Source organism: Mycobacterium heidelbergense (assembly GCF_050205645.1).
In the GTDB taxonomy this organism is placed as follows: domain Bacteria; phylum Actinomycetota; class Actinomycetes; order Mycobacteriales; family Mycobacteriaceae; genus Mycobacterium; species Mycobacterium heidelbergense_A.
On record NZ_JBNMQT010000002.1, the window covers coordinates 353,833 to 378,277 of the forward strand.

21 protein-coding genes and 1 pseudogene are annotated in these 24,445 nt (G+C 66.3%); 13 read left to right on the forward strand and 9 right to left on the reverse strand.

Translation table 11 applies throughout. The annotated features are described in order from the left end of the window. Positions 1 to 49 precede the first annotated feature (49 nt). On the forward strand, positions 50 to 1,291 hold the full coding sequence (locus tag ACQI5H_RS03245; protein ID WP_427077955.1) for an MFS transporter: 1,242 nt from the start codon (positions 50 to 52) through the stop codon (positions 1,289 to 1,291). Here ACQI5H_RS03245 and ACQI5H_RS03250 read toward each other — a convergent pair. Next, positions 1,288 to 4,185, reverse strand: a complete 2,898-nt coding sequence (locus ACQI5H_RS03250; protein WP_427077956.1) for an RND family transporter — start codon at positions 4,183 to 4,185, stop codon at positions 1,288 to 1,290. The genes ACQI5H_RS03245 and ACQI5H_RS03250 overlap by 4 nt on opposite strands. A gap of 94 nt (positions 4,186 to 4,279) precedes the next feature. Then, positions 4,280 to 5,599 (reverse strand): aspartate aminotransferase family protein, encoded by a 1,320-nt coding sequence (locus tag ACQI5H_RS03255; RefSeq protein WP_427077957.1) that lies wholly within the window; start codon positions 5,597 to 5,599, stop codon positions 4,280 to 4,282. A gap of 29 nt (positions 5,600 to 5,628) precedes the next feature. Here ACQI5H_RS03255 and ACQI5H_RS03260 point away from each other — a divergent pair, with 29 nt between their 5' ends. The 5 genes from ACQI5H_RS03260 (at position 5,629) to folE (ending at position 9,680) form a co-directional block, all read left to right on the forward strand. Further along, positions 5,629 to 6,561, forward strand: coding sequence for a sigma-70 family RNA polymerase sigma factor (locus tag ACQI5H_RS03260; RefSeq protein ID WP_427077958.1), 933 nt, complete (start codon positions 5,629 to 5,631; stop codon positions 6,559 to 6,561). Between the two features lie 34 nt (positions 6,562 to 6,595). Then, positions 6,596 to 7,090 carry a PPOX class F420-dependent oxidoreductase gene (locus tag ACQI5H_RS03265; RefSeq protein WP_427077959.1) on the forward strand — a complete coding sequence of 165 codons (495 nt, stop codon included), beginning with the start codon at positions 6,596 to 6,598 and terminating at the stop codon, positions 7,088 to 7,090. Positions 7,091 to 7,424: 334 nt separating this feature from the next. Further along, on the forward strand, positions 7,425 to 8,543 hold the full coding sequence (locus ACQI5H_RS03270) for a PPE family protein (protein WP_427077960.1): 1,119 nt from the start codon (positions 7,425 to 7,427) through the stop codon (positions 8,541 to 8,543). A 101-nt stretch (positions 8,544 to 8,644) separates the two neighbouring features. After that, positions 8,645 to 9,100, forward strand: coding sequence for a 6-carboxytetrahydropterin synthase QueD (gene queD / locus ACQI5H_RS03275; protein WP_427077961.1), 456 nt, complete (start codon positions 8,645 to 8,647; stop codon positions 9,098 to 9,100). A 16-nt stretch (positions 9,101 to 9,116) separates the two neighbouring features. Beyond that, positions 9,117 to 9,680 carry a GTP cyclohydrolase I gene (gene folE / locus ACQI5H_RS03280; RefSeq protein ID WP_427077962.1) on the forward strand — a complete coding sequence of 188 codons (564 nt, stop codon included), beginning with the start codon at positions 9,117 to 9,119 and terminating at the stop codon, positions 9,678 to 9,680. Between the two features lie 36 nt (positions 9,681 to 9,716). On the opposite strand, the gene ACQI5H_RS03285 is transcribed toward folE, so the two are convergent. Next, the gene (locus tag ACQI5H_RS03285) at positions 9,717 to 10,811 is read right to left on the reverse strand and encodes an NAD-dependent epimerase/dehydratase family protein (RefSeq protein ID WP_427077963.1); all 1,095 of its coding nucleotides are present in this window, start codon (positions 10,809 to 10,811) and stop codon (positions 9,717 to 9,719) included. A gap of 280 nt (positions 10,812 to 11,091) precedes the next feature. Here ACQI5H_RS03285 and ACQI5H_RS03290 point away from each other — a divergent pair, with 280 nt between their 5' ends. From ACQI5H_RS03290 to ACQI5H_RS03300, 3 genes are all read left to right on the forward strand, one after another. Beyond that, positions 11,092 to 12,504 carry an MFS transporter gene (locus tag ACQI5H_RS03290; RefSeq protein WP_427077964.1) on the forward strand — a complete coding sequence of 471 codons (1,413 nt, stop codon included), beginning with the start codon at positions 11,092 to 11,094 and terminating at the stop codon, positions 12,502 to 12,504. Positions 12,505 to 12,611: 107 nt separating this feature from the next. Beyond that, entirely contained in the window at positions 12,612 to 13,463 is an 852-nt protein-coding gene (locus ACQI5H_RS03295; RefSeq protein ID WP_427077965.1) for a ribonuclease Z, read from the forward strand. A gap of 55 nt (positions 13,464 to 13,518) precedes the next feature. After that, positions 13,519 to 14,166 carry a response regulator gene (locus ACQI5H_RS03300; protein ID WP_427077966.1) on the forward strand — a complete coding sequence of 216 codons (648 nt, stop codon included), beginning with the start codon at positions 13,519 to 13,521 and terminating at the stop codon, positions 14,164 to 14,166. A gap of 13 nt (positions 14,167 to 14,179) precedes the next feature. Here the strand turns inward: ACQI5H_RS03300 and ACQI5H_RS03305 are convergent, their stop codons facing one another. The 6 genes and pseudogenes from ACQI5H_RS03305 to sdhC form a co-directional block, all read right to left on the reverse strand. Then, positions 14,180 to 15,367 carry a sensor histidine kinase gene (locus tag ACQI5H_RS03305; protein WP_427077967.1) on the reverse strand — a complete coding sequence of 396 codons (1,188 nt, stop codon included), beginning with the start codon at positions 15,365 to 15,367 and terminating at the stop codon, positions 14,180 to 14,182. A gap of 569 nt (positions 15,368 to 15,936) precedes the next feature. Next, a pseudogene (locus tag ACQI5H_RS03310) lies at positions 15,937 to 16,569 on the reverse strand (carboxymuconolactone decarboxylase family protein); the annotation flags it as partial. A 17-nt stretch (positions 16,570 to 16,586) separates the two neighbouring features. Beyond that, entirely contained in the window at positions 16,587 to 17,390 is an 804-nt protein-coding gene (locus tag ACQI5H_RS03315; protein ID WP_427077968.1) for a succinate dehydrogenase iron-sulfur subunit, read from the reverse strand. Then, positions 17,390 to 19,144, reverse strand: a complete 1,755-nt coding sequence (gene sdhA / locus ACQI5H_RS03320; protein ID WP_427077969.1) for a succinate dehydrogenase flavoprotein subunit — start codon at positions 19,142 to 19,144, stop codon at positions 17,390 to 17,392. Before sdhA ends, ACQI5H_RS03315 begins: the two co-directional genes overlap by 1 nt. A 3-nt stretch (positions 19,145 to 19,147) precedes the next feature. Continuing rightward, entirely contained in the window at positions 19,148 to 19,630 is a 483-nt protein-coding gene (locus ACQI5H_RS03325) for a succinate dehydrogenase hydrophobic membrane anchor subunit (RefSeq protein ID WP_427077970.1), read from the reverse strand. Next, positions 19,627 to 19,965: a succinate dehydrogenase, cytochrome b556 subunit gene (gene sdhC / locus ACQI5H_RS03330; protein ID WP_427078007.1), complete on the reverse strand. Its 339-nt coding sequence runs from the start codon at positions 19,963 to 19,965 to the stop codon at positions 19,627 to 19,629. Before sdhC ends, ACQI5H_RS03325 begins: the two co-directional genes overlap by 4 nt. A gap of 266 nt (positions 19,966 to 20,231) precedes the next feature. On the opposite strand from sdhC, the gene ACQI5H_RS03335 reads away from it, so the two are divergent. The 4 genes from ACQI5H_RS03335 to ACQI5H_RS03350 form a co-directional block, all read left to right on the forward strand. Next, on the forward strand, positions 20,232 to 20,630 hold the full coding sequence (locus tag ACQI5H_RS03335; RefSeq protein ID WP_427077971.1) for a cytidine deaminase: 399 nt from the start codon (positions 20,232 to 20,234) through the stop codon (positions 20,628 to 20,630). Then, positions 20,627 to 21,940: a thymidine phosphorylase gene (locus ACQI5H_RS03340; protein WP_427077972.1), complete on the forward strand. Its 1,314-nt coding sequence runs from the start codon at positions 20,627 to 20,629 to the stop codon at positions 21,938 to 21,940. The genes ACQI5H_RS03335 and ACQI5H_RS03340 overlap by 4 nt, the downstream gene beginning before the upstream one ends. Beyond that, positions 21,937 to 23,025, forward strand: a complete 1,089-nt coding sequence (locus tag ACQI5H_RS03345) for an adenosine deaminase (RefSeq protein WP_427077973.1) — start codon at positions 21,937 to 21,939, stop codon at positions 23,023 to 23,025. The genes ACQI5H_RS03340 and ACQI5H_RS03345 overlap by 4 nt, the downstream gene beginning before the upstream one ends. 250 nt (positions 23,026 to 23,275) lie before the next feature. Next, the coding region (locus ACQI5H_RS03350; RefSeq protein ID WP_427077974.1) for an HNH endonuclease signature motif containing protein at positions 23,276 to 24,445 on the forward strand (1,170 nt) is incomplete at its 3' end.

The window sequence follows — 24,445 nt, forward strand, 5'->3', positions numbered from 1 at the left end:
TCCGATCGGAGGATAGTTCTGCCTGCTCAGCGCCCATAGTGTCGGTGTCATGGCCGCATCGCTGGACGGGGTTTCAGTACACACGAACCCGTTCCCGCGCCTGCCGTCCCAGGGCGCCTTTTACACCGCCGGGATGCAGTTCAGCAATGGCGCGGTGGTGTTGCCGTTCATCTGCGCACACCTGGGCCTCACCTGGCTGGCCGCGCTGCTGTTTCCGGTGTACGGGCTTGGCTCCATCGTGGGAAATTCGGTGTCTCCCGCGGTCCTGCGGCGAGTGGGCCAGGTGCGGCACCTGCTGCTGGCGGCGATGGCGGCGAGTGCGGCCGCGCTGATCTTGTGTGGCGCGGTGATCCGTTGGAGTGGCGTGCTCGCGGGGGCGGTATTTCTGCTGATGAGCGCTGGGGGCGGAGTCCTCGTCGCGGTCTCCAATGTCGCCTACCCCGACATGCCGTCCAGCAAGCTGTCCGCGCTGAGGCTGCTGATGGTCCAGGGGGCCATCGCGTCGGTGATCGCCACCGTTGCCGCCCTGTTCGTGGTGCCCGGGTTCGCCACCGGTGACAAGGCGACGTTGCACCGCGACCTGCTGTGCCTGGGCGCATTCGGCCTGGCCGCCGCCGGCTTCGCGGCACTGTTCGTCGGCCCGGCGCGGTCCACGTCCACCGCCCCGAGGATCTCCGTGCGCGACACCTGCCGGCAGGGCTTCGGGGTCGCCCGCACCCAGCCGTGGTTTCGCCGGTATGTGATCACGTGCCTGTTGTTCGCCCCGCTGTCGCTGGGCACCACCTTCTATGCCCTGCGTACCGCGCACGAGAGCGGCACTTTGCGCGTGCTGGTGGCCCTGTCCAGCATCGCGCTGGTCATCGGTTCCACGCTGTGGCGCAAGGTCTACCAGCTCTTCGGGGTGCGCGGCATGCTGCTGGGCAGTGCCCTGCTGAGCGCCGGCGCCGGCGTGTTGTCCATCGCGGCCGAGGCGTGCGGCCAGTGGGTTCACATCTGGGCCTACGGCACCGTGTTCTTGCTGGCGACGGTGGCCGCCCTGGCCGTCTTCGCCGCGGCGATTTCGTGGATCGGCGAGGTCGCCGCCGAACCGCACCGCGGGATACTGATCGGGTTTTGCTCGATGCTGCTTGCCATCGAAACCACGGCGCTGGGAGGCGCCCTCGGCGGCATCGCACAAAACCACGCCACGATCTGGCCGGTCGCAGTCGTCCTGATCCTGGCCGTCGCCGCCGCCGTCGCGGCAATGGGCGCACCCGCGTCGCAGCCGCGCCTCGCCGCGGAGCCGGCCTAGGGCCGGGTCGGCTGCGCCCTCTCTTCGGTGGGCGTCTGCAGCAGGGCACGCACCAGACGACGGGCCGCGTAGGGCCGAAGCATGTGGCTGGCCGGACGCGGTCGCACCCGTTGCGGCCACCAGAACCAGCGCCCGAGCAACGCGGCAATCGACGGCGTCATAAAGGAGCGCACGATCAGTGTGTCGAAGAGCAAGCCCAACCCGATGGTGGTTCCGATCTGTCCGATGATCCGCAAATCGCTGAAGATAAAGAGCGACATGGTCACGGCGAACACCATGCCGGCGGCCGTCACCACCCCTCCGGTGCCGGCCATCGCGCGGATGATCCCCGTATTCAAACCGGCGCCGATTTCCTCTTTGAGGCGGGACACCAGCAACAGGTTGTAATCCGAACCCACCGCCAAGAGCAGCATCACCGACATCGCCAACACCAGCCAATACAAATCGATGCCGAGCAGGTCCTGCCAGACGAGCACGGACAGGCCGAACGAGGAGCCCAGCGAGAGCAGCACCGTGCCGACGATGACGGCGGCGGCAACCACGCTTCGGGTGACGATCATCATGATGATCACGATGAGACTGATCGCAGCGACCCCGGCGATCAGCAGATCGTAGGTGGCGCCCTCTTGTAGGTCTTTGAACGTCGCCGCGACGCCGCCCATCGAGATCACGGCGCCCTGGAGCGGAGTTCCCTTGATGGCTTCTCTTGCCGCCTGCTGGATCGGCTCGACACGGGCAATGCCCTCAGGCGTGTCGGGCTCTCCCTCGAGGGAAATGATGAAGCGGGCCGCCTTGCCATCCGGCGACAAGAACATCTTGAGGCCGCGCTTGAAATCCGGGTTCTCGAAGGCCGACTGGGGCAGATAGAACGAATCGTCGACCTGGGCGGCGTCAAAGGCCCGGCCCATCTCTCCCGGGTCTTTGCTATTCATCTCCTGCTCGTTGTCGAGAGACGCTAGTGTGCCGTGCCATACCACCATCATGTCTCGCATGATTTTCATCGTCGACAGCATCGGCAGCATCTGCGCTCGCATCTCCGGCAAAAGCTTGACGAGGATATCCAGGTCCTTGGTGAGAAATCTCAGCTTCTCGCTCAGCTGGTCCACATTGTCGAACGTGTCGAATACCGATCGAATCGCCCAGCAGACGGGGATGTCGAAACAATGTTTCTCCCAGTAGAAATAGCTACCGATCGGGCGAAGGAAATCCGAGAGATCCGCAAGGTGATCCCTTATCAAGTCGGTGATGTTCGACATGTCGTGGGTGAGGTGATCCATGTCGACGGTGTCGTCGACAACTCCGCCCATGAGTTGATACATGCGCTGCATCGCTTCGATGGACACATCCATCGCCTGCACCTGGACCAGCATGTCGTTCAAGCGGTCCTTCATGAACCCCATGTTTTCGGCATTCACTACGCCTTGCATGCTGACGATGAACGGGATCGAGGTGTGCTTGATGGACGTCCCCAGCGGCCTGGTTATCGATTTCACCTGTGCGATTCCGGGGCTGTTAAAGATCGCCTTCGCGACCTTGTCCAACACCAGCGTGTCCACCGGATCGCGCATGTCGTGATCGGATTCGAGCAGCAGCACCTCGGGGTTGAGTCGCGCCTGCGAAAAGTGTCGACCCGCGGCCGCATCCCCGACATTGGACGGCATGCTGGGGGACATGAATTTGCGTAGGTCGTAAGTCGCCTTGTAAGTCGGCAAGGCGAGCAGGCCAATTGACGCAACCAGGCATGTCGTGATGAGCACTGGGCCGGGCCAGCGGACGATTGCGGTGCCCACTCGGCGCCAGCGTCGGGTGTTCAGCCTGCGCTTGGGGTCGAAGAGCTTGAAGATGCTGCCAACGGCCAGCACCGCCGGCCCGAGCGTGAGCGCGGCGAGAACCGCGATCAACATGCCGATGGCGCAGGGAGCGCCGAGCGTCTTGAAATACGGAAGTCGGGCAAGGCTCAGGCAATACATCGCGCCGGCGATGGTCAGGCCCGAGCCCAAAATCACGTGGGCGGTCCCGCGAAACATCGTGTAGAAGGCGGTTTTTCGATCCTCGCCCGCATAGCGCGCCTCGTGGTAGCGGCCCAGCATGAAGATCGTGTAGTCCGTGCTGGCGGCGATGGCCAGGAGGGTGAGCAAGTTGGTTGCGAACGTCGAAAGACCGAAAAGGTTGTGGTAAGCGAGAAACGCGACGGTTCCGCGGATTGCCCCCAGGTCGATCACGACCATGACCAGGACGAGAACCATGGTGACCACGGACCGGTAGATGAACAGCAACATCACCGCGATCACCGAGGCGGTGATCAGCGTGACCTTGGCGACGCTCCTGTCACCAGCCTCCGTCTGATCGGCGATTAGCGCGTACGGGCCGGTGACGTAGGCCTTGACCCCGCGCGGCGCCGGTGTGCCATTCACGATTTGGCGGACGGCGTGCACGGAGTTGTACGCCTGCGTTTCGTTGTTGCCGACGAGGTACACCACGACGTACGCGGCCTTGTCGTCCGCGCTTTGCGATCCCCCCGCCGTCAGGGGATCACTCCAGAAGTCCTGGATGTGCGCGACGTGGCGGGTGTCCGCCGAAAGCTTGCGCATCAGGTCGCTGTAGAACCGGTGCGCAGTGTCGTCCAGTGGCTTGTCGCCTTCCAGCACAATTGTCACCCGGCTGTTGGAATCAAACTCGCCGAATACCTGACCCACATGCTTGATCGCCTGAACCGCGGGCGCGTCTTTCGGGCTCAGCGATACCGAGCGTGCTTTTCCGACGACTTCCAGCTGTGGGACGGCAATATTGAGAATGGCTGTGAGCCCTAGCCATAACAGGACGATCGGAACCGCAAAGCGGGTGATCATCCGCGGCATAAACGGCGCTTTGGGGGGCCGGCTGAGAGCGCCCATCGCGCAGAACGTACACCTGCGACGGGCAACCGCGACTTGTATTTCAGCTAATCGTTATGTTTGCCGGCATTCAATCTCGGGCGACTACGCGCGACTACACGTCGCAGAGCACGGTGCGCAGGATGGATTCGATCGTGTCGAACTCGGCCTGGCCACTGATCAGCGGCGGGGCCAGCTGGATGACGGAATCGCCGCGGTCGTCGGTGCGGCAGTACATCCCGGCGTCGAACAGCGCCGCCGAGACGCGGCCCAGCAGCGCCCGACGTTCGTCGTCGGTGAAGGTCTGCTTGGTCGCCTGGTCCTTGACCAGTTCGACGCCGTAGAAGTAGCCCTCGCCGCGAACGTCTCCGACGATGGGCAGGTCGTACAGCTTCTCCAGGGTGGCGCGAAATGCCGGGGCGTGGGTCTTGACGTGATCGTTGAGCCCCTCGCGCTCGAAGATGTCGAGGTTGGCCAGCGCCACGGCGGCCGACACCGGATGACCGCCGAACGTGTAGCCGTGCGGAAACATCGTCTTGCCGTCGTCGAAGGGCTCGAACAACTTCTCGCTCGCGATCATCGCGCCGATCGGTGAGTAGCCCGACGTCATGCCCTTGGCGCAGGTGATCATGTCGGGCACGTAGCCGAAGTCGTCGCAGGCGAACATCGAGCCGATCCGGCCGAACGCGCAGATCACCTCGTCGGAGACCAGCAGCACGTCGTACTCGTCGCAGATCTCGCGGACCCGTTCGAAATAGCCCGGGGGCGGCGGGATGGAGCCGCCGGCGTTCTGCACCGGTTCCAGGAAAACCGCCGCGACGGTCTGCGGGCCCTCGAACTCGATGGCCTCGGCGATCCGGTCGGCGGCCCACTGCCCGAAGGCTTTCGGGTCGGTGTCGAACGGTTCCGGTGCGCGATAGAAGTTGGTGTTGGGCACGCGGAAACCGCCCGGCGTCACCGGCTCGAAGGGCGCCTTGTACAACGGCAGCCCGGTGATCGCCAGCGCACCCTGGGTGGTGCCGTGATAGGCGACCGATCGCGAAATCACCTTGTGTTTCCCGGGTTTTCCGGTCAGCTTGAAATACTGCTTGGCCACTTTCCATGCGGTCTCGACGGCCTCGGTGCCCCCGGTCGTGAAGAAGACCCGGTTGAGGTCGCCCGGCGCGTAGCGCGCGAGGCGCTCGGCGAGCTCGATCGCGGGCGGGGTGGCATAGCCCCACAGCGGGAAGAACGCCAGGGTGCTCGCCTGCCGGGCCGCGACCTCGGCCAGTTCGGCGCGGCCGTGGCCGACCTGCACGGTGAACAGACCGGACAGCGCGTCGAGGTAGCTGTTGCCGCGGTCGTCGAAGATGGTGACGCCCTCGCCGCGGGTGATGATCGGCGGCGTGAAGTGGGGGCCGTGCCGGGTGAAATGCAGCCAGAGGTGTTCGGTCATCGCCGCGAGCGTAACGCTAGGCTCGCGATATGACCGCAGCGCAGCAGGTCAGTGAGTTCGAAGAGCTGCGGCCGCATCTCCTGTCGGTCGCCTACCGGCTGACGGGAACGGTGGCCGACGCCGAGGACATCGTCCAGGACGCCTGGTTGCGCTGGGATTCCGCCGAGACCGCAGGCGCGATCACCGATCTGCGCGCGTGGCTGACGACCGTGGTCAGCCGGCTCGGGCTGGACAAGCTGCGGTCGGCCGCGCATCGCCGCGAGACCTACACCGGAAATTGGCTGCCCGAGCCGGTGGTCACCGGTTTCCTGGATGCTCAAGAACCCGATCCGCTGGCCGCGGTGGTGGCCGCCGAGGACGCTCGGTTCGCGGCGATGGTGGTGCTCGAGCGGCTGACTCCCGATCAGCGGGTCGCGTTCGTGTTGCACGACGGGTTCGCGGTGCCCTTCGCGGAAGTGGCCGAGGTGTTGGGGATCAACGAGGCCGCCGCCCGGCAGCTGGCGTCGCGGGCCCGTAAGGCCTTGAACGGTCCAGGCGCCGAACCGCCTCCCGAGCCCGACCCGTCGCACAACGAGGTGGTTGGCCAGCTGATGGCCGCCATGTCCGCCGGCGACGTGGAGGCCGTCGTGGCGCTGCTGCATCCCGACGTGACGTTCACCGGCGATTCGAATGGCAAGGCGCCCACGGCAGTTCACGTTATCCACGGGCCCGACAAGGTCGTCCGGTTCATGCTCGGCCTGGCCCGCCGCTACGGCCCCGATTTTTACACGGCCTATCAGCTGGGGCTGGTCAACGGCGAGCTCGGCATCTACACGGCCGGGTTCCCGGCCAGCGACGGCTACCGCGAGATGTGTCCGAGGGTGATGGCGATGACGGTGCGCGACGGAAAGGTCTGTGCCCTATGGGATATCGCCAACCCCGACAAGTTCACCGGCTCTCCGCTGCGGCGTGAGCGGCGGTAAGTCAGTGGAGTCAAGAGGGGATTGGAGAGGGTAGATGGCCGGCAGCGTCGCCGAGGCGATGGGCAAGTTGATGTTCCGCGGTATGGACAAGATGCGGCACCGCAGCGCCTTCGACGTCGGCGCCAGTAGTCCGCAAGGTAAGGACTTCACGGGTTTCGAGAAGACGCGGCAAATCCTGTTGGTGACGTTCAAGCGTTCCGGCGAGGCGATGCCGAGCCCGATCAATCACGGTGTCGCCGACGGGAAGATCTACGTCCGAACGGACGGCTCCACCGGAAAGGTCAAGCGGATCAAGAACAATCCGCGCGTAGTGGTGGTGCCGAGCAGTCTTCGCGGCAAGCCGAAAGGGCAGGCGGTGGCCGGCGCGGCCAGGATTCTGCCCGAGTCCGAACATGCGCACGCGGACAAGGTGATCGCGTCGAACTGGAGCCTGCCGATGAAGTTGTTCGAGCGCAGTCTGGACAAGGGCAGCGCGGCGTTCGATATCCCCACCACGTACATCGAGATCGCACCCACGCCCGAGCCTTGATCAGCGCGCGCCGTGGTTTTCCCTCGGCCCACAGCGCACTGGCTGGCGAGGCCGACGAAGTTGAGGTAGGCGTCGGGTAGGTCAGCCTGACGTGTGAAGGCCACCGGGATTCCGTTGGCGCGCAACGTTTTCGCGTATGCCTCGCCGTCGTCGCGGATCGGATCGAAACCCAGACGCGCATGCCGCCACCTCAGCGCCGGCCCGCGGTATGGGATCCGTCGATTGGGGGGTAGGGACCCGTACTCAATTCTGGCCAGTCGGCCGATACGAATGTCGAAATCGCCTGGGCACCGTAGGTACGTGGTTCGCAATACACCGGCTAGACGGTCGAGCGATGGATTTCGCAGCACTACCGCCGGAAATTAACTCCGCCAGGATGTACGCAGGCCCGGGGCCGGGTCCGATGCTGGCGGCCGCGGCCGCCTGGCATGGGTTGGCCGCCGACTTGCATGCGACGGCAGCGTCGTACGCCTCGGTGATCTCCGGACTGACCGGCGGGCCGTGGCAAGGCTCCGCGTCGGTATCGATGGCGTCGGCGGCCACACACTACTTCGCGTGGATGAGTGCCACCGCCGCCCAGGCGGCGCAGGCGGGCACCCAGGCCCAGGCCGCCGCCGGCGCGTATGAGGCAGCGTTCGCGATGACGGTTCCTCCGTCGGTGATCGCGGCCAACCGGGCCGCGCTGATGGCGCTGATTGCTACCAACATCGTCGGGCAGAACACCCCGGCGATCGCGGCCGCCGAAGCGCAATATGCCGAGATGTGGGCCCAGGATGCTGGTGCCATGTATGGCTACGCCAGCGCGTCGGCGGCGGCCGCGACGTTGCCACCGTTCACCCCGCCGCCACCGATCACCCACCCCGCCGGCCCGGTGGCGGGAACACACGCGCACACGATCATGTCGAAGGGCTCGCGAGTAATCTCCGCGGTTCCGCACGCGCTTCAGCGGCTCGCGTCGCCCGACCCGACGAATCACCCCCTGTACTACCTTCTCGACGTCGTGGCCAACATCGGTGTGGTTGCCGCATCGGCTTCGTCGGTTCTGAGTTCATGCATGGCGACAATCGGCACCATGGGCGGGCTCGTGAACGGCGCGGCGCCGGTCGCGGGTGCTCCGGCTACGGCAGCTCCCGGAGGCCTGCCTTCCGTCGCGGGCGTTGCGGGATCGGCGGGTCTGGGGGCCGGCGCGGGCGCGGCGTCGGCGGGTCTGGGTCGGGCGACGTCGATTGGACCGCTCTCGGTGCCGCCGAGCTGGGCCACGTCGTCGGCGACAAGCCCTATGGCCTCGGCTCTGGGCAGCACACCCTTCACCCCACCTCCGAGTAGCGGGCCCCCGGGCGTGTCCGCAATGCCGATAACGGGCCTGGCGGCGAACGCCAACGGCAACGGCAACGTCGTTCCAAAATATGGATTCCGCCCCACGGTGGTCATCCGCACGCCGGCCGCCGGCTAACAAAAAGCTGTGCGCTCCACCGATCGCAGGAGCCGGCTTCCACCGCCCAAACCCGCAACGGTTGGATGGTTCAGACCGGAAGCGGGCCTTACGTTCTCGGTATGCCAAAGACGTCGTCCCTTGCAGACATAGCTCATCTGTCAAGCCAAATGAAGACCTCAGGACATCCCGCGCTGGCGAATGGGCAAGTCCCTACGAGCGTTGCAATCGAGGTGTTCAAGGTATTCACTTTCGAGGCCGCGCATTTTCTGCCGAACGTTGCAGCGGGTCACCAATGCGGTTTCCTTCACGGTCATAGCTACAAAGTGGTTGTGGGCGTTAAGGGAATCCCCGACTCGCACACCGGATTTGTCGTTGACTTCGCCGAGATCAAGTGCGCGATCAAGCCCGTGCTAGATCAGCTCGACCACAGTGCGCTGAATCACTTCATTGAGAATCCGACGTGCGAGAACGTCGCCTGCTGGATCTGGCAGCGGCTGCGCATTCCCGGACTTTCCTACATCGAGGTGTGGGAGACCGCAACGTCCGGCTGTCGCAAAAACGCCGTATCCGCCTGACGAAAGGAAGCGAGCTATGGATCTCGCCGACGCTGAGGTCGCTGTGAAGGCGCTCCTGGTAGCGATGGACGTCGATGAGCACGATCACACCGCCGATACTCCCGGCCGCGTGGCGCGAGCGTGGCGAGACATGCTCGCCGGCTATTGCGAGGATCCCGCCGACCACCTCGGCCGCGTATTTCCGGCGCCGCAGGAACCCGGGCTGGTGATCGTAGAGGGCATTACGTTGATGTCCACCTGCGCACACCATCTGCTGCCGTTCAGCGGGCACGCCACCGTCGCGTACCGACCCGGGCCCGGTCAGCGAATCGTAGGGCTGTCGAAGCTGGCGCGGGTGGTGCACGGTTATGCGCGGAGGCTGCAGGTCCAGGAGCGGATCGGTTGCCAGGTGGTCGACGCCATCACCGACCGGCTACGCCCGTCGGGTGCAATGTGTCTCATCACCGCCACTCACGACTGCATGAGGCTTCGGGGCATCAGCGAGCCTCATGCTGCTACGACGACCGAGACGCGCCGGGGCAACCTACTCGATCACGAGGTCGCGTTGATCCACGCGCGGCATCAGGGCGTGCGCCGTTGACGGTAGGACAAATCAGCCGACGAATCAGCCGACAATTCAGCCGGCGAGGGCCGCGATGGCCTGTGAGTGGTTGTGGCACTTGACATTAGCGAGCTCATCGCGACACGCCCGAGCCCGGTTTTGCCCGCTCGTTGGGTGGAAGACCCCCAAATGGTACGAACTGCTCGGGTACTCCTTTACCCCGACGAGTTGTGATAACGGCGTCCGCACGGAGTCGCCGCGTGCGACTCTCGCTGCGATCGCGTCCAGATCGAACCGCGGGTGCCAGTCCAGCTCTTGGCGCGCTCTGGCGTTGACGTACACACGGTCCAGGCGGTCTGGGAACCGCCAGCCGCGTTCTCTCCACGCGGCCGCGGCCACCGGCACGCGGCGCGCGAACACCGACTCCGCGTCGGTTCGCAACTCGGCCATGTCGTCACGCGTGAACGGTGTGGTGGCCGCGATGACGTAGCGCCCAAACCCCAGACTCGGCGCCTGCTGCGCCGCTTTCAGGTGCGCGTCGACGGCGTCTTCGAGCGCGACCCGGCGTGACGCGTACTCGTTGGCCTTCACGTTGTCGTCGCTGCGTCCGTCGTGAACGTGTGGCATGTCGTCGCCGTCGGCGAAGAATCGCGCGACGCGCAGCACCACGCAGGGCAGGCCGTCGTTGCGGTGCGCCAACTGGCAGAGGTCCTCGGCGGCGGCCTTGGTGACGCCGTAGATGTTCTTGGGAATCGGCGTCACGGATTCGTCGATCCACTCCGCGGGCCGCCCCGGCGACGGCACGAGCGCGTCACCGAACACCGTCGTCGATGATGTCATCACGAATGCGCGAACGCCGGCCGCCACGGCCGCATCCAGAAGCGTCTGCGTGCCACCGATATTGGTGTCCAAGAATGCCTGGTGCGGCACGAATGCCAGCTGTGGCTTGTGCAGCGTGGCGGTGTGAAACACCACATCCACGTCGGCCATGAGCTCGCGCGTCAGCCCTGGATCAGTTATGGAGCCAACAACATTGGTCCACTTCGACGGCCGTGCGTCGAGCCCGACGGTGTCGGCGCCGCGGGCACGCAGGGTGCGCACAAGCGCTTCGCCGAGGTGACCGGAACTGCCCGTTACCAGGGCCCGCGTCGGGGCGTTGGGATTGCTCATGGATGCTCCGGCTTCGCTGGCATTCGTCTGCCGAGCGTGACTCGCTCGGGTCACCACCACTATTTCGTCATGATCGCCGATTGTCCGTCGGGTCTCTGGCGGAGTCAGGGGATGAAACGCTCTCCCCCAATCGGGGGAGACACGCTCAATCGCAGGAGCGCGGTTCACCGCGGTTGAGGGCCGATCGGCGGATTAGCGTCTCGCTTTTCGCGACTTACGTTCGTGACCGAAGCCCGTCGATTACCGACATGAGCGTGGCCCTTTGGTGAAGGACGAAATGATGACGGCATCCCCGGCCGCTAGGCGTGATACCCCGGGGCGCTACGAGTATCCGCCGGTGATCGGGGTCCTCCTGGCCGGCAACTTGCTCGTGCGCGCCGCGGGATTCGCCTATCCGTTCATGGCATATCACGTTGCCGAGCGGGGGAACGCGTCCGGAACCGTGGGCACGATTTTGGCGGTGTTCGGAGTCGGCTGGGTAGTGGGCCAGCTACTCTGCGGGTGGCTGATTGACCGGCTGGGAAGACGATCCACGCTGGCGGCCATGATGCTGTTAGCGGGGCTGGCATCGGCGCTGCTGGCCGGTGCAAAAACGGCTGGGGCATTGGTAGTGGGGGCCGCGCTGGTCGGGGTGGTCTTCGACGCGCCGCGACCGGTGCTCAGTGCAGCGATCAACGAACTAATTCCCGATCCTCGGAAGCGGGCGAAAGTCGACGCTTGGCGGCTGGGTTGGACGACGAACGCCGGCGCTGCGATCAGCGGCGGACTCGGCGGTCTGCTCGCAGACGCGATCGGCGTACCCGCTCTGTATTGGATCAACGCCGTGGCGTTCGCGCTTTTCGCGGCGATCGCGTTGAGCGGCATGCCGCCCGATGTGCGCCGCCCACCGGCGATCACTAAAGCCGGTTACCGTCGGGCTTTTTCGGACCGCCGATTGATGCTGCTGTTGGTCAGCAGCGCCGCCACATTGACGGCCTCCATCGGTTTCTTCGCCGCCCTGCCGATGTTGATGTCGCGTCATGGCCTGGGTGCCGGTGCGTACGGCTGGACGCAGCTGGCCAATGCATCGACCGTCATGGCGCTGACGCCATTACTCGCTCCGTGGCTGAGCCGACAAGTTGCGGCACTTCCAAGAATGGACATTCTGGCCACGGCAGCGGCATGGACCACCGGGTGCTTGGCGACCGCCGTCGTAGCGGATTCCACACTTGGCTTCAGCCTGGCGACGGCGGCGTGTGCTCCCGGTGAGATCGCCTGGTTTGTGGTGGCCGCCGGCGTCGTCCACCGGATCGCCCCGCCCGAGCATCGTGGGCGCTACCACGGGGTGTGGGGCATGGCCCTGGCGCTGGCGGCGATCGTCGCGCCCCTCCTGGCGGCATACGGACTGGGGCATGGCGGTCCGCCGGTGGTGGCGGTCTCCATCCTCGTCGTTGGCCTCGCCGGCGCCGCGCTGTGTGTGCCGCTAGCGCGTGTTGTGGCCGCCGGGAGCGACCCGTCCACACGGGTCGAGGAGGCGTGGCCCGCTGACGAGCAGGCACCTGCCGTCAGAAGCCACGGCTCCGTTAAACGCCGGATTTGGTGGAGGAACTTTTCTCCCCCTAATGGGGGAGAGCCACACCGCGGCCAGTTGCCACAGAGACTACTGACGCCACCTCCTGGGAAGCACGAAACATATTGCGGCAGAGTAACTTAGACGCCGCTCACACCCGCGTTCAGATCGCGTGGAGTGCCGGGGATCATGCCGCATGACCCCCGAATCACGTCGTTGCGTGGGCAATCGCGGTGTGGCATATCTAGGGCGTGATCGAAATTATTCTCCTTGGAACGGGCAGCCCGATACCCGATCCGCTGCGGGCCGGGCCCGCGACCCTGTTACGTGCGGGTGGTCAGACGTTTCTGATCGACTGCGGCAGGGGTGTGTTACAGCGTGCCGCCGCGATCGGCGTCGGCGCGAACGCGCTGACCGCCCTGCTCCTCACCCACCTGCACAGCGACCATATCGCCGACCTGGGCGACGTGCTGATCACCCGATGGGTGAGCACCTTCACGCCCGAACCGGCACCCTTGCCGATCATCGGTCCGCCCGGGACCGCAGCCGCGGTCGAAGCGACGCTCGCCGCATTCGGCGCCGACATCGGCTATCGGATTGCGCACCACGCCGACCTGAACGGTCCTCCCGCCGTCGACGTCCGCGAATGCACCGAGGGCATCGTGTGGGACCGCGGCGACGTGCACATCCAGGCCGCGCCGACGGATCACCGGCCAGTGTGTCCGACCATCGGCTTCCGGTGTGAGCATGATTCGGCGTCGGTCGTCTTGGCCGGCGACACGGTGCCGTGCACCTCCCTCGACGAGCTGGCCGACGGCGCTGATGCATTGGTACACACCGTGATCCGCAAAGATCTCATCGAGGCCCTGCCGCTGCGGCGGCTCCGCGACATCTGCGACTATCACTCATCGGTCGAAGAGGCCGCCGGCACCGCCGAGCGGGCCGGTGTCGGCACGCTGGTCCTGACCCACTGCGTGCCCGCGGTCGCGCCGGGTCAGGAGGACGACTGGCGGGCTCGCGCGCGGTCACAGTTCAGTGGGCGCATCGAGCTAGGGCCGGACTTGCATCGCGTAGAGGTGAAATCAGGGAAAGCGGCCCCGTGAGGAGCAAGAATACGACCGTGGCCGGTGGACCAACGCGACATTTCGGGAGCAACCCATGAATTACCCCTCAAAACCGATCAAAGTGGTCGTGGCCGACGACCACCCGGTGACCAGACAAGGCGTGGTACGAGCGCTGAATTCAAGCGGAAGAGTAGAGGTTGTCGCCGAAGTGGCCGACGGCAGAGCCGCTTTGGAGGCGATCCGCGAGTTACGGCCGGCGGTGGCGCTGCTCGACTACAAGATGCCCGAACTCAATGGTCTTGACGTCGTCCACGCCGTCACCCGCGACGCGCTGCCCACCAGCATCGTGCTGCTCAGCGCCTTCGACGACAGCTCGGTTGTGTACAAAGCCCTGGCCGAAGGCGCCAAGGGCTACCTGACCAAAGAGTCCGACAGCGACGAGATCATCACCGCGGTCCTCAAATGCGCGGCCGGCGACGGTTACCTGCCTACCCACCTGTCCGGTGCACTGGCAGGTGAACTCCAGCAGCGGGCTAAAGGCGAGTCCGCGCTGTTGACGGCGCGCGAACAGGAGGTGGTGCGCATGATGGCCGACGGGTTGTCGGTTCCTCAGATCGCGTCGCGGCTGCATCTGGCGCCCAGCACGGTCAAGTCGCATGTGCAGAACCTCTACGAGAAGCTCAAGGTCTCCGACCGGGGAGCCGCGGTGGCCGAGGCGATGCGGCGTCGATTGGTGGAGTGACCGAGCGCTCTAGCTACACCCGCAGCGGGACTTCGATGTGGATGTGCGCTCCGGTGGGTTCGTCGACGATACGCATGCTGCCACCGGCGGCCTCTACCCGCGCCCGATGCGACGCCAGGCCGATGTGCCCCTCCGCGAGGCGGCGCGCCGCGGCGTCGCGCCTGATCCCAATCCCGTTGTCCGCCACGTCGAGACAGCACGCGTCGTCGACCACCGCCAGTTTCACGGAGGCCCGGCTGGCACGGGAATGACGGACCACGTTGGACAGCAACTCGCGAGTCACCCCAAATATCATCGGGTCGATCGCGTTGTTGCCGGGATACTCGATATCGGTTGCGATGGCGATGCCCGATCGCTCCGCGGTCAGCGAGGCCAGCTTGTGCACCGCGGCGCCAAGCCCCACCTCGTCGAGGACCTCCGGGTGCAGCTCGAACGTGGCCTCCCGCAGGCGCCGCGACGCCTCCTGCAGGCTGGCCACCGCGCGGTCGAGCTGCGCCGCGGGTGTCGTCTTGCGCAGGTCGGAGATGTCGCGACGGGCGGCGAGCACATCCTGCAGCGGACCGTCGTGGATGGCTTCGGCGATCTGGCGTCGCTGCGCCTCCGAAGAGGTCATCGTATCCGCGAGCAATTCCTCGCGTGACGCGGTTACCGTGGCGACTTCGTCCTCGTACCTCGCCCGAAGCACGGCCACCACCAACCTCGCGGAACAGACGAATGCATACATCGCCAGCAGCAGCATCGTTTCGGGCCACCCAATGCGCGGCCGAATCACCGGGTCTTGCAACAGTACTATCGCGAACGCGATGTAGATCGTCCCCAGCACCACCGCCGTCGGCCGCCACGACACTCCAGTCGCTACCAACATCGGCAGCAGGGCCATCAGTAGCAAGGGAAGGTATCCACCCGGCGACATCAGCTTGAAGCACCACACCGCCGCGATGTCGACGAGCGTGAGGATCACCACGAACCAGTCGCCGGTGACCAGATGGCTTGGGGGAGAAAGCACCACGACAGCCGCGGTCACCGCGATCGTGGCGTACAGGGCGACCAGGACGCCCTCGTTGACCCATTTGCCGGGATCGGTGCTCACCAGCATCGCACCGACCATGATGGCCACCACGCCGACACGAAGCCCGTACCCTGCGCGCAGCGATCGAAGCCGGTGCGTCCGGCGCACTCGGTAGAGATCGGATGTACTCATTGATTAACGATGTTCATTTGCCGAGCCGCGAAATGCAACGACCCTCGAGCCATTGGCGTCGTGCTACTTGCAGGCGCTCCAACTGAACCACCGTCCACCCTGGGCGCAGACGGTCCCGTTAGGGGTGTAATCCGTTGGCGGCGGCGGATTGTAGGCCGGTGGGGCTGGGCACCCGCTGACCGACCAGTGGCGGCCGCCGACGCTGCCGCAGGTGTCGGCGTGGGCGGCCGCCGGCATCACGATGGGCAGCCAGACTGCCGCGGCCGCCGCAACCGCTAGCACCCACGCCGCAGTCGCCGCGGCCCATGACCGCGCGGTCCGGCGCGTTTTGTGCCTGGCCTGCCCGGCATTGCCCATCGGGGTTGCGGTGCAGTTCATTTCGGTTCTCCCAAGTCAGTTCAATGCGGATGGCGGGGGGTGCTTGGCTCCGCTCATTGGCCAGTCTTGCGCGATGATGTTGGTCGGTCTATCGGGTGAAAGCCGGATGGGGTGGGGGAAATCGTCTCCCCCTTTCGACGGGGTCCGAGTTCGACCGCTGAAGTCACCGGCCCGGATACGTGTCCGGGTAATCAGCGCTCGGCCTGGCTTCCCTCCGCCCACGGAACCCGGCAGGCGTCACCGGAGTTGAAGCCCTGCTCGGTGATGCCCAGGGCGGAGTTCACCCGCGCCCGCATGTTCTCGAGCCCGATCTGATAGGTCAGCTCGAACACTCCGGCGTCGCCGAAGCGCGCCCGCAGGTCGGTGACCTGCTCGTCGGTGACGGTGTGCGGATCGGTGGTCATCGCGTCGGCGTAGGCGATGGCGGCGCGCTCGTCGTCCGTGAACGCCGCTGAGGTGGCGTAGTTGTCGATGTCCTTCAGCCGCTCCATGTCCAGGCCGTCCAGGCGCTGCAGCATCGACCCGAAGTCGACGCACCAGGAGCAGCCGATCGCGCGCGCGGTCCACAACACCGCGAGCTCACGCACGCTGACCGGGAGCGTCTTCGACGCCCGGTCGACCATGGTCTCGTGCACGGCGCCGGCGATCATCAGCTTGCGATGATGCGCGGACACGGCGAACGGTTCGGGGACCTGGCCGTAGCGCCGCTTGGCGACCCGGTACATCGCGCGGATCAGCAGTCCGGCGCGCTTGGGGGGCAGGGGCTCGATGCGTGTTTTCTGTGTCATACCCCTCAGACGAGACGGGCCCCGAATGTGTGACGCGCTTTCCGGAGGCAGCGCTAGCGCGTGAACATCAGCGCGCGCTTGACCTCCTGGATCGCCTTGGTCACCTCGATGCCCCGCGGGCAGGATTCGGTGCAGTTGAACGTGGTGCGGCAGCGCCACACGCCGTCGACCTCGTTGAGGATGTCGAGGCGCTCGGCGGCGGCCTCGTCGCGGCTGTCGAAGATGAAGCGGTGCGCGTTGACGATCGCGGCCGGGCCGTAGTAGCTGCCCTCGTGCCAGAAGATCGGGCAGCTGGTGGTGCAGCACGCGCACAGGATGCACTTGGTGGTGTCGTCGTAGCGGGCGCGATCGGTCGGGCTCTGGATGCGTTCCCGCGTCGGGGGATTGCCGGTGGTGATCAGGTACGGCTTCACCGCGCGGTAGGCGTCGAAGAACGGCTCCATGTCGACCACGAGGTCCTTCTCCACCGGCAGCCCGCGGATGGGTTCGACCGTGATGGTCAACGGCTTGCCGGGCTTTTTGGGGAGCAGGTCGCGCATCAGCACCTTGCACGCCAGTCGGTTGACGCCGTTGATGCGCATGGCGTCCGACCCGCACACCCCGTGCGCGCAGGATCGCCGGAAGGTCAGCGTCCCGTCGAGGTAGCTCTTGATGTAGATCAACAGGTTGAGCAGTCGGTCGCTGGGCAGGCAGGGCACCCGAAAGCTTTGCCACCCACCGGTTTTCGCGAAGGCGTCGGGCTGGTCTGGGTTGAACCGGGCGATCTTGACGGTCACCATCACCGCGCCCTCCGGAACCGGCGGCAGCGGCGGGTCCAAAGTTTCGGCGTCCGACACCTCTCCTGGTTCCAAAGCCATCAGTACTTCCGTTCCTTGGGTTCGTAGCGGGTCTGCACCACGGGCTTGAAGTCCAGCGCGATGTCGCTCAGCAGGTCGGTGCCCTGTTTGTAGGCCATGGTGTGGCGCATGTAGTTGACGTCGTCGCGGTTCGGATAGTCCTCGCGCGCATGCCCGCCGCGGGACTCCTTGCGATTCAGGGCGCCGACGACGGTGACCTCGGCCAGTTCCAGCAGGAAGCCCAGCTCGATGGCCTCCAACAGGTCGCTGTTGTAGCGCTTGCCCTTGTCGTGCACGGTGATTCGGGAGTAGCGCTCTTTCAAAGCGTGGATGTCGGTCAGCGCCTGCTTGAGCGTCTCCTCGGTGCGGAACACCGCGGCGTTGTTGTCCATCGTCTGCTGCAGGGCGCCGCGGATGTCGGCGACCCGCTCGTTGCCGTGCTCGGAGAGGATGTCGGCCACCCACCCGACTACCATCCCCTCCGGCTCCGGCGGCATGTCGACGAAGTCGTGCCCCCGGGCGTATGCCGCCGCCGCGATGCCGGCCCGGCGACCGAAGACGTTGATGTCCAGCAGCGAATTGGTGCCCAGCCGGTTGGCGCCGTGCACCGACACGCACGCGCACTCGCCGGCCGCGTACAGGCCCGGGACGGTGGAAGTGTTGTCCCGCAACACCTGTCCGGTGACGGTAGTCGGGATGCCGCCCATCAAGTAGTGACAGGTCGGGTAGACCGGAACCAGCTCGTGCACCGGGTCCACACCCAGGTAGGTGCGGGCGAACTCGGTGATGTCGGGCAGCTTGGCCTCGAGCACATCCTCACCGAGGTGGCGCACGTCGATGTAGACGTAGTCCTTGTGCGGCCCGGCGCCGCGGCCCTCCAGCACCTCCAACACCATCGAGCGGGCGACGATGTCGCGGGGCGCCAGGTCGACGATGGTCGGGGCGTAGCGCTCCATGAAGCGCTCGCCCTCGCCGTTGAGCAGCCGGCCCCCTTCGCCGCGCACCGCTTCGGAGATCAGGATGCCCAGGCCGGCGAGCCCGGTCGGGTGGAACTGGTGAAACTCCATGTCCTCCAACGGAAGTCCCTTGCGGAAGACGATGCCGATGCCGTCGCCGGTCAGCGTGTGCGCGTTGGAGGTGGTCTTGTACATCCGGCCCGAACCGCCGGTGGCGAGCACGACGGCCTTGGCGTGGAAGACGTGGATGTTGCCGGTGGCCAGCTCGTAGGCGATGACCCCGGTGGCTACCGGACCGCTCGGGGTCTGCGTCAAAGCCAGGTCGAGCGCGTAGAACTCATTGAAAAACTCCACGTCGTGCCTGACGCAGTTTTGGTAGAGCGTCTGCAGGATCATGTGGCCGGTGCGGTCGGCGGCGTAACAGGCCCGGCGCACCGGGGCCTTGCCGTGATCGCGGGTGTGCCCGCCGAAGCGGCGCTGGTCGATGCGGCCCTCGGGGGTCCGGTTGAACGGCATCCCCATTTTCTCCAGGTCGAGCACCGCGTCGATGGCTTCCTTGCACATGATCTCGACGGCGTCCTGGTCGGCGAGGTAGTCGCCACCCTTGACCGTGTCGAAGGTGTGCCATTCCCAGTTGTCGTCCTCGACGTTGGCCAGCGCGGCGCACATGCCGCCCTGGGCGGCCCCGGTGTGGCTGCGGGTGGGGTAGAGCTTGGTGAGCACCGCGGTGCGCACGCGGGGGCCGGCCTCGACGGCTGCCCGCATTCCCGCACCGCCGGCGCCGACGATCACCACGTCGTATCGGTGTTGCTGGATCACCGGTCAGCCTCCGATATTCGGGTCGAACGTCATGAGCACGTAGGTGCCCAGCACCAGCGTGAATCCCATCGACAGCAGCAGCAGGCTGTTGAGCCAGAATCGGGTGCGATCCGTGCGGGCGTAGTCGTCGATGATGGTGCGCAGGCCGTTGCCGCCGTGCAGTTGCGCCAGCCACAACAGCGCCAGGTCCCAGAACTGCCAGAACGGCGACGCCCAACGCTGGGCCACGTAGTTGAAGTCGATGCGGTATACCCCGTTGTCCCACATCAGCATGATGAACAGGTGCCCGAGGGCCAGGACGACCAGCGCGACGCCGGAGAACCGCATGAACAGCCACGCGAACTTCTCGAAGTTGGGTATGCCGGCGCGACGCCGCGGCGAGCGCGGATTGTCCAGGCTCGCCGGACGGTCGTGGCTGCGCTGGTGCACCGGCGCTATCTCGCCTCTTTGGTTTAGGGAGCCGAGCTGAAGGTCGGGGCTGCTCATCGGAAGTGCTCCCACATGTGGATGCCCAGCGTTACTCCCACCGGGACCATGAGCAGCAGGAAGACGATGCAAACGGTCCAGAACATCAGCCGCTGGTAGCGGGGGCCCTGCGCCCAGAAGTCGATCAGGATCACCCGGATTCCGTTCAGGCCGTGGAACGCCACCGCGGCGACCAGGCCGAATTCCATCAGGCCCACGATCGGCGTCTTGTAGGTCGCGATCACCTCGTTGTAGGCCTGCGGGCTGACCCGGACCAGGGCGGTGTCCAAAACGTGCACGAACAAGAAGAAGAAGATGGTGGCACCGGTGATGCGATGCAGCACCCACGACCACATGCCGGGATCCCCCCGATACAGGGTTCGCGGCGGCCGCCGCTTGCGCGAGGGTGTCGACGCCGATATGGCCGGATCCGCGGTTGTCGCCTGTGTACTCACTGAAGTTCTCACCGCCTTCGTCAACAAGCCGGGCAACCGAGCTTAGCCCCGCAACGATGGGCCGCGGTAGGAGATCGGTCCGGCCAAGACGCCGTGTCGCGTCGGAGTTAGGGTGGCTGCTTGAGCCGGCCCAACGAGTCAGCCCATCGGTGAACGGGGGTTGCGAAATGCCAGATGTCGATTGGAATATGCTGCGGGACAACGCGATCCACGCGGCTGCTGGAGCCTATGCGCCGTACTCGCGATTCCCGGTGGGTGCCGCCGCACTGGTCGACGACGGCCGCGTGGTCACCGGTTGCAATGTGGAGAACGTCTCATATGGCCTTGGTCTCTGTGCCGAGTGCGGTGTGGTGTGCGCCCTACATTCCACCGGCGGGGGCCGGCTGGTCGCGCTGGCATGCGTGGACGGGCAGGGATCCCCGCTGATGCCGTGCGGGCGATGCCGTCAGGTGCTGCTGGAGCACGGCGGTCCCGAGTTGCTGATCGACCATCCGGCGGGGTCCCGCCGGCTCGACGAGCTGCTGCCCGATGCGTTCGGCGCCGAGGTTCCGCGGGAACGTTCTTGACCGATTTCGGATTCGACGCGGCATTCGACGCGCCGACGGTGATCAGGACCAAGCGCGACGGCGGCAGGTTGTCCGACGCCGCCATCGCGTGGGTCGTCGACGCCTACACCGACGGCCGCGTCGCCGACGAGCAGATGGCGGCGCTGCTGATGGCGATCGTCCTGCGCGGCATGGACCGCGGCGAGATCGCCCAGTGGACGGCGGCGATGCTGGCGTCCGGTAAGCGGTTGGACTTCAGCGACCTGCGCCGCGACGGGCGGCCGCTGCCCACCGTGGACAAGCACTCCACCGGCGGGGTCGGGGACAAGATCACCCTGCCGCTGCTGCCCGTCGTCGCCGCGTGCGGTGCGGCGGTGCCGCAGGCCTCGGGCCGCGGGCTCGGACACACCGGCGGCACCCTGGACAAAGTGGAATCCATCGCCGGATTCACCGCCCAGCTGTCCAACGGGCGGGTCCGCGAACAGCTCGTCGATGTGGGCGCGGCGATCTTCGCCGCGGGCGAGCTGGCGCCCGCGGACGCCAAGCTGTACGCGCTGCGCGATGTCACCGGCACCGTCGAGTCCCTGCCCCTGATCGCCAGCTCGGTGATGAGCAAGAAGCTGGCCGAGGGCGCGGGCGCGCTGGTGCTCGACGTGAAGGCCGGCGCGGGGGCGTTGCTGACGTCGGAGGCGGACTCCCGCGAGCTGGCCGACATCATGATCGAGCTGGGCGCCGCGCACGGGGTGCCCACGCGCGCGCTGCTGACGGACATGAACGCCCCGCTGGGCGCGGCCGTCGGCAACGCGCTCGAGGTCGCCGAATCCCTGGAGGTCCTGGCCGGCGGCGGGCCGCCCGACGTGGTGGAGCTGACGTTACGGCTGGCCGGCGAAATGCTCGAACTCGCCGGGATCGACGGCACCGATCCCGCGCAGACCCTGCGCGACGGCACCGCGATGGACCGATTTCGCCGGCTCGTCGCCGCCCAGGGCGGTGATTTGTCGATACCGTTGCCGATCGGTGCGCGGTCCGAGACCGTGACCGCCACCCGGGGCGGCACAATGGGCGATATCGACGCGATGGCAGTGGGGCTGGCGGCATGGCGGCTCGGTGCGGGCAGATCCCGCCCGGGCGAACGGGTGCAATTCGGCGCCGGCGTGAAGATCCACCGCCGTCCCGGCGAACGCGTAGCGGCCGGTGAGCCGTTGTTCACCCTCTACACCGACACTCCCGAACGGGTGGGCGCCGCGATGGCCGAGCTGGACGGCGCCTGGAGCGTCGGGGGCACGCCGCCGGCATCAAGGCCGCTGATCATCGATCGGATCGCCACGTGACCACACCTTTGGATCTGCGGCAGATCGGAAAAGCGCCGAAGGCCCTGCTACACGATCACCTCGACGGTGGGCTGCGCCCGTCGACCGTGCTGGAGATCGCGGGCCAGATCGGCTACGACGGGCTGCCCGCCACCGACGTCGAGGAGCTGGCCACCTGGTTTCGCACCCGGTCGCACAGCGGTTCGCTGGAGCGCTACCTGGAGCCGTTCTCGCACACGGTCGCGGTGATGCAGACGTCCGAATCGCTGCATCGGGTGGCCTACGAGTGTGTGGAGGACCTGGCCGCCGATTCGGTGGTCTACGCCGAGGTGCGCTTCGCGCCCGAGCTGCACATCGACCGCGGGCTGTCTTTCGACGAGATCGTCGACGCCGTGCTCGCGGGTTTCGCCGACGGGGAGAAGGCCTGCGCCGCCGCCGGCCGGCCCATCGTGGTGCGCCTGTTGGTCACGGCCATGCGGCATGCCGCGGTGTCACGGGAGATCGCCGAGCTGGCGATCCGCTTCCGCGACAAGGGAGTCGTCGGCTTCGACATCGCCGGGGCGGAGGCCGGCAACCCGCCGTCGCGGCACCTTGACGCCTTCGAATACATGCGAGATCACAACGCGCGCTTCACCATTCACGCGGGGGAGGCCTTCGGCTTGCCGTCCATCCACGAGGCGATCGCGTTCTGCGGGGCGGACCGGCTGGGCCATGGGGTGCGGATCGTCGACGACATCGACGTCTTGGACGACGGTGGTGTGCGGTTGGGCAGGTTGGCATCGATCCTGCGGGACAAGCGAATTCCGCTGGAGATGTGCCCCAGCTCCAACGTGCAGACCGGCGCGGCCAAGAGCATCGCGGACCATCCGTTCGATCTGCTGGCCCGATCCCGGTTCCGGGTGACCGTCAACACCGACAACCGGCTGATGAGCGATACCTCGATGAGCCTGGAAATGCACCGCCTCGTCGAGGCTTTCGGCTACGGATGGAGCGACCTCGAGCGCTTCACCATCAATGCGATGAAGTCGGCGTTCATTCCGTTCGACGAACGGCTGGCAATCATCGACGAGGTGATCAAGCCGCGCTACGCGGTGCTGATCGGTTAGAGCGGCGGGTCCGGCGGGGACCGGCTGCGGCCCGGCCCTATCTGGCAGCCATTTAGCGCCGTGCCACCGACGGGTTCCGTGCCGAACCCGGCCGCAGTCGGCAAACCTGTTGAAAGAACCGAGACTGTGGATAGCCTGCTGGCGTGAACGCGCCAATCAGGCTGTCTCGCTTGGCAAATGATGGTGGTCAACACCCTGGGCGCGGATTGGGCGGCCGAGATTTGTCGTACCCCCCTGCGATGATGTGGTCATGTCCTCGACCGCCTCCCTTGCCTCGGCGGTCAGCCCTGCCGAGCGCCTTGAGGTGCTCTTCGAGGAGTTGGCGGAGCTAGCAGGTCAGCGCAACGCGATTGATGGGCGCATCGTGGACATCGTCGCCGAGATTGATAGAGACCAGCTGTGGGGAGCCACCGGCGCCCGCTCGGTACCGGCGTTGGTGGCCTGGAAGCTGGGCTGGTCATCGGCAAATGCCCGCGCGATCACCACCGTGGCGCGCCGGCTGGAGGAGTTTCCCCGCTGCACGGCGGGCATGGCCGAAGGCCGGCTGTCGCTGGATCAGGTCGGGGTCATCGCGGCGGGGGCGGGGGAGGGTTCCGATGAGCATTACGCCCAATTGGCGGGAGTGGCCACGGTTAATCAACTGCGCACCGCGGTGAAGTTGGAACCGCGACCCGAACCCGATTTTCGGCCTACACCTCAGCGCTCGATCACTAAGACCTCCGACGACGAGGGCAGCTGTTGGCGGATCCGGCTTCCGCACACCGACGCGGCGAAGTTCGATGCGGCGTTGGCGTCGCATCTTGATGCGCTGATCGCCGAGTGGAAACACGATCGCGACAACGACGAACGGGTGTGCGATCAGGGGCCGCCGGTGCCGAGCACCGCTGATGCGTTCCTGCGACTGGTCGAGACCGGATGGGACGCCGAGGTGGCCCGCCGGCCCCACGGGCAGCACACCACCGTCGTGATGCATCTCGATATCGAGGCGCGCATCGCAGCGCTGCATCGGGGCCCGGTGTTGTCGCAGTCCGATCGCCGCTACCTGTCATGCGACGCGACGTGTGAGGTGTGGTTCGAACGTGACGGTCAGGTCATCGGCGCCGGCCGGTCGACTCGGCTGATCAACCGCCGGCTTCGCCGTGTGCTCGAGCACCGCCACCGCACCTGCGCGGTTCCCGGCTGCGGGGCCACCCGGGGTCTGCACGCTCATCACCTCCGACACTGGGAAGACGGCGGGCCCACCGAGCTGGCCAACCTCGTGCTGGTCTGCCCCTATCATCACCGGCTGCACCATCGCGGCATCATCACCATCACCGGGCCCGCCCACGCCCTGCATGTCAGCGACAGCGTCGGGCGACCGCTAAGCGCCGGCTCGCTGGCGCGCCCACCCAACCACCCCCCGCCCGTGGTGGGCCCGGGA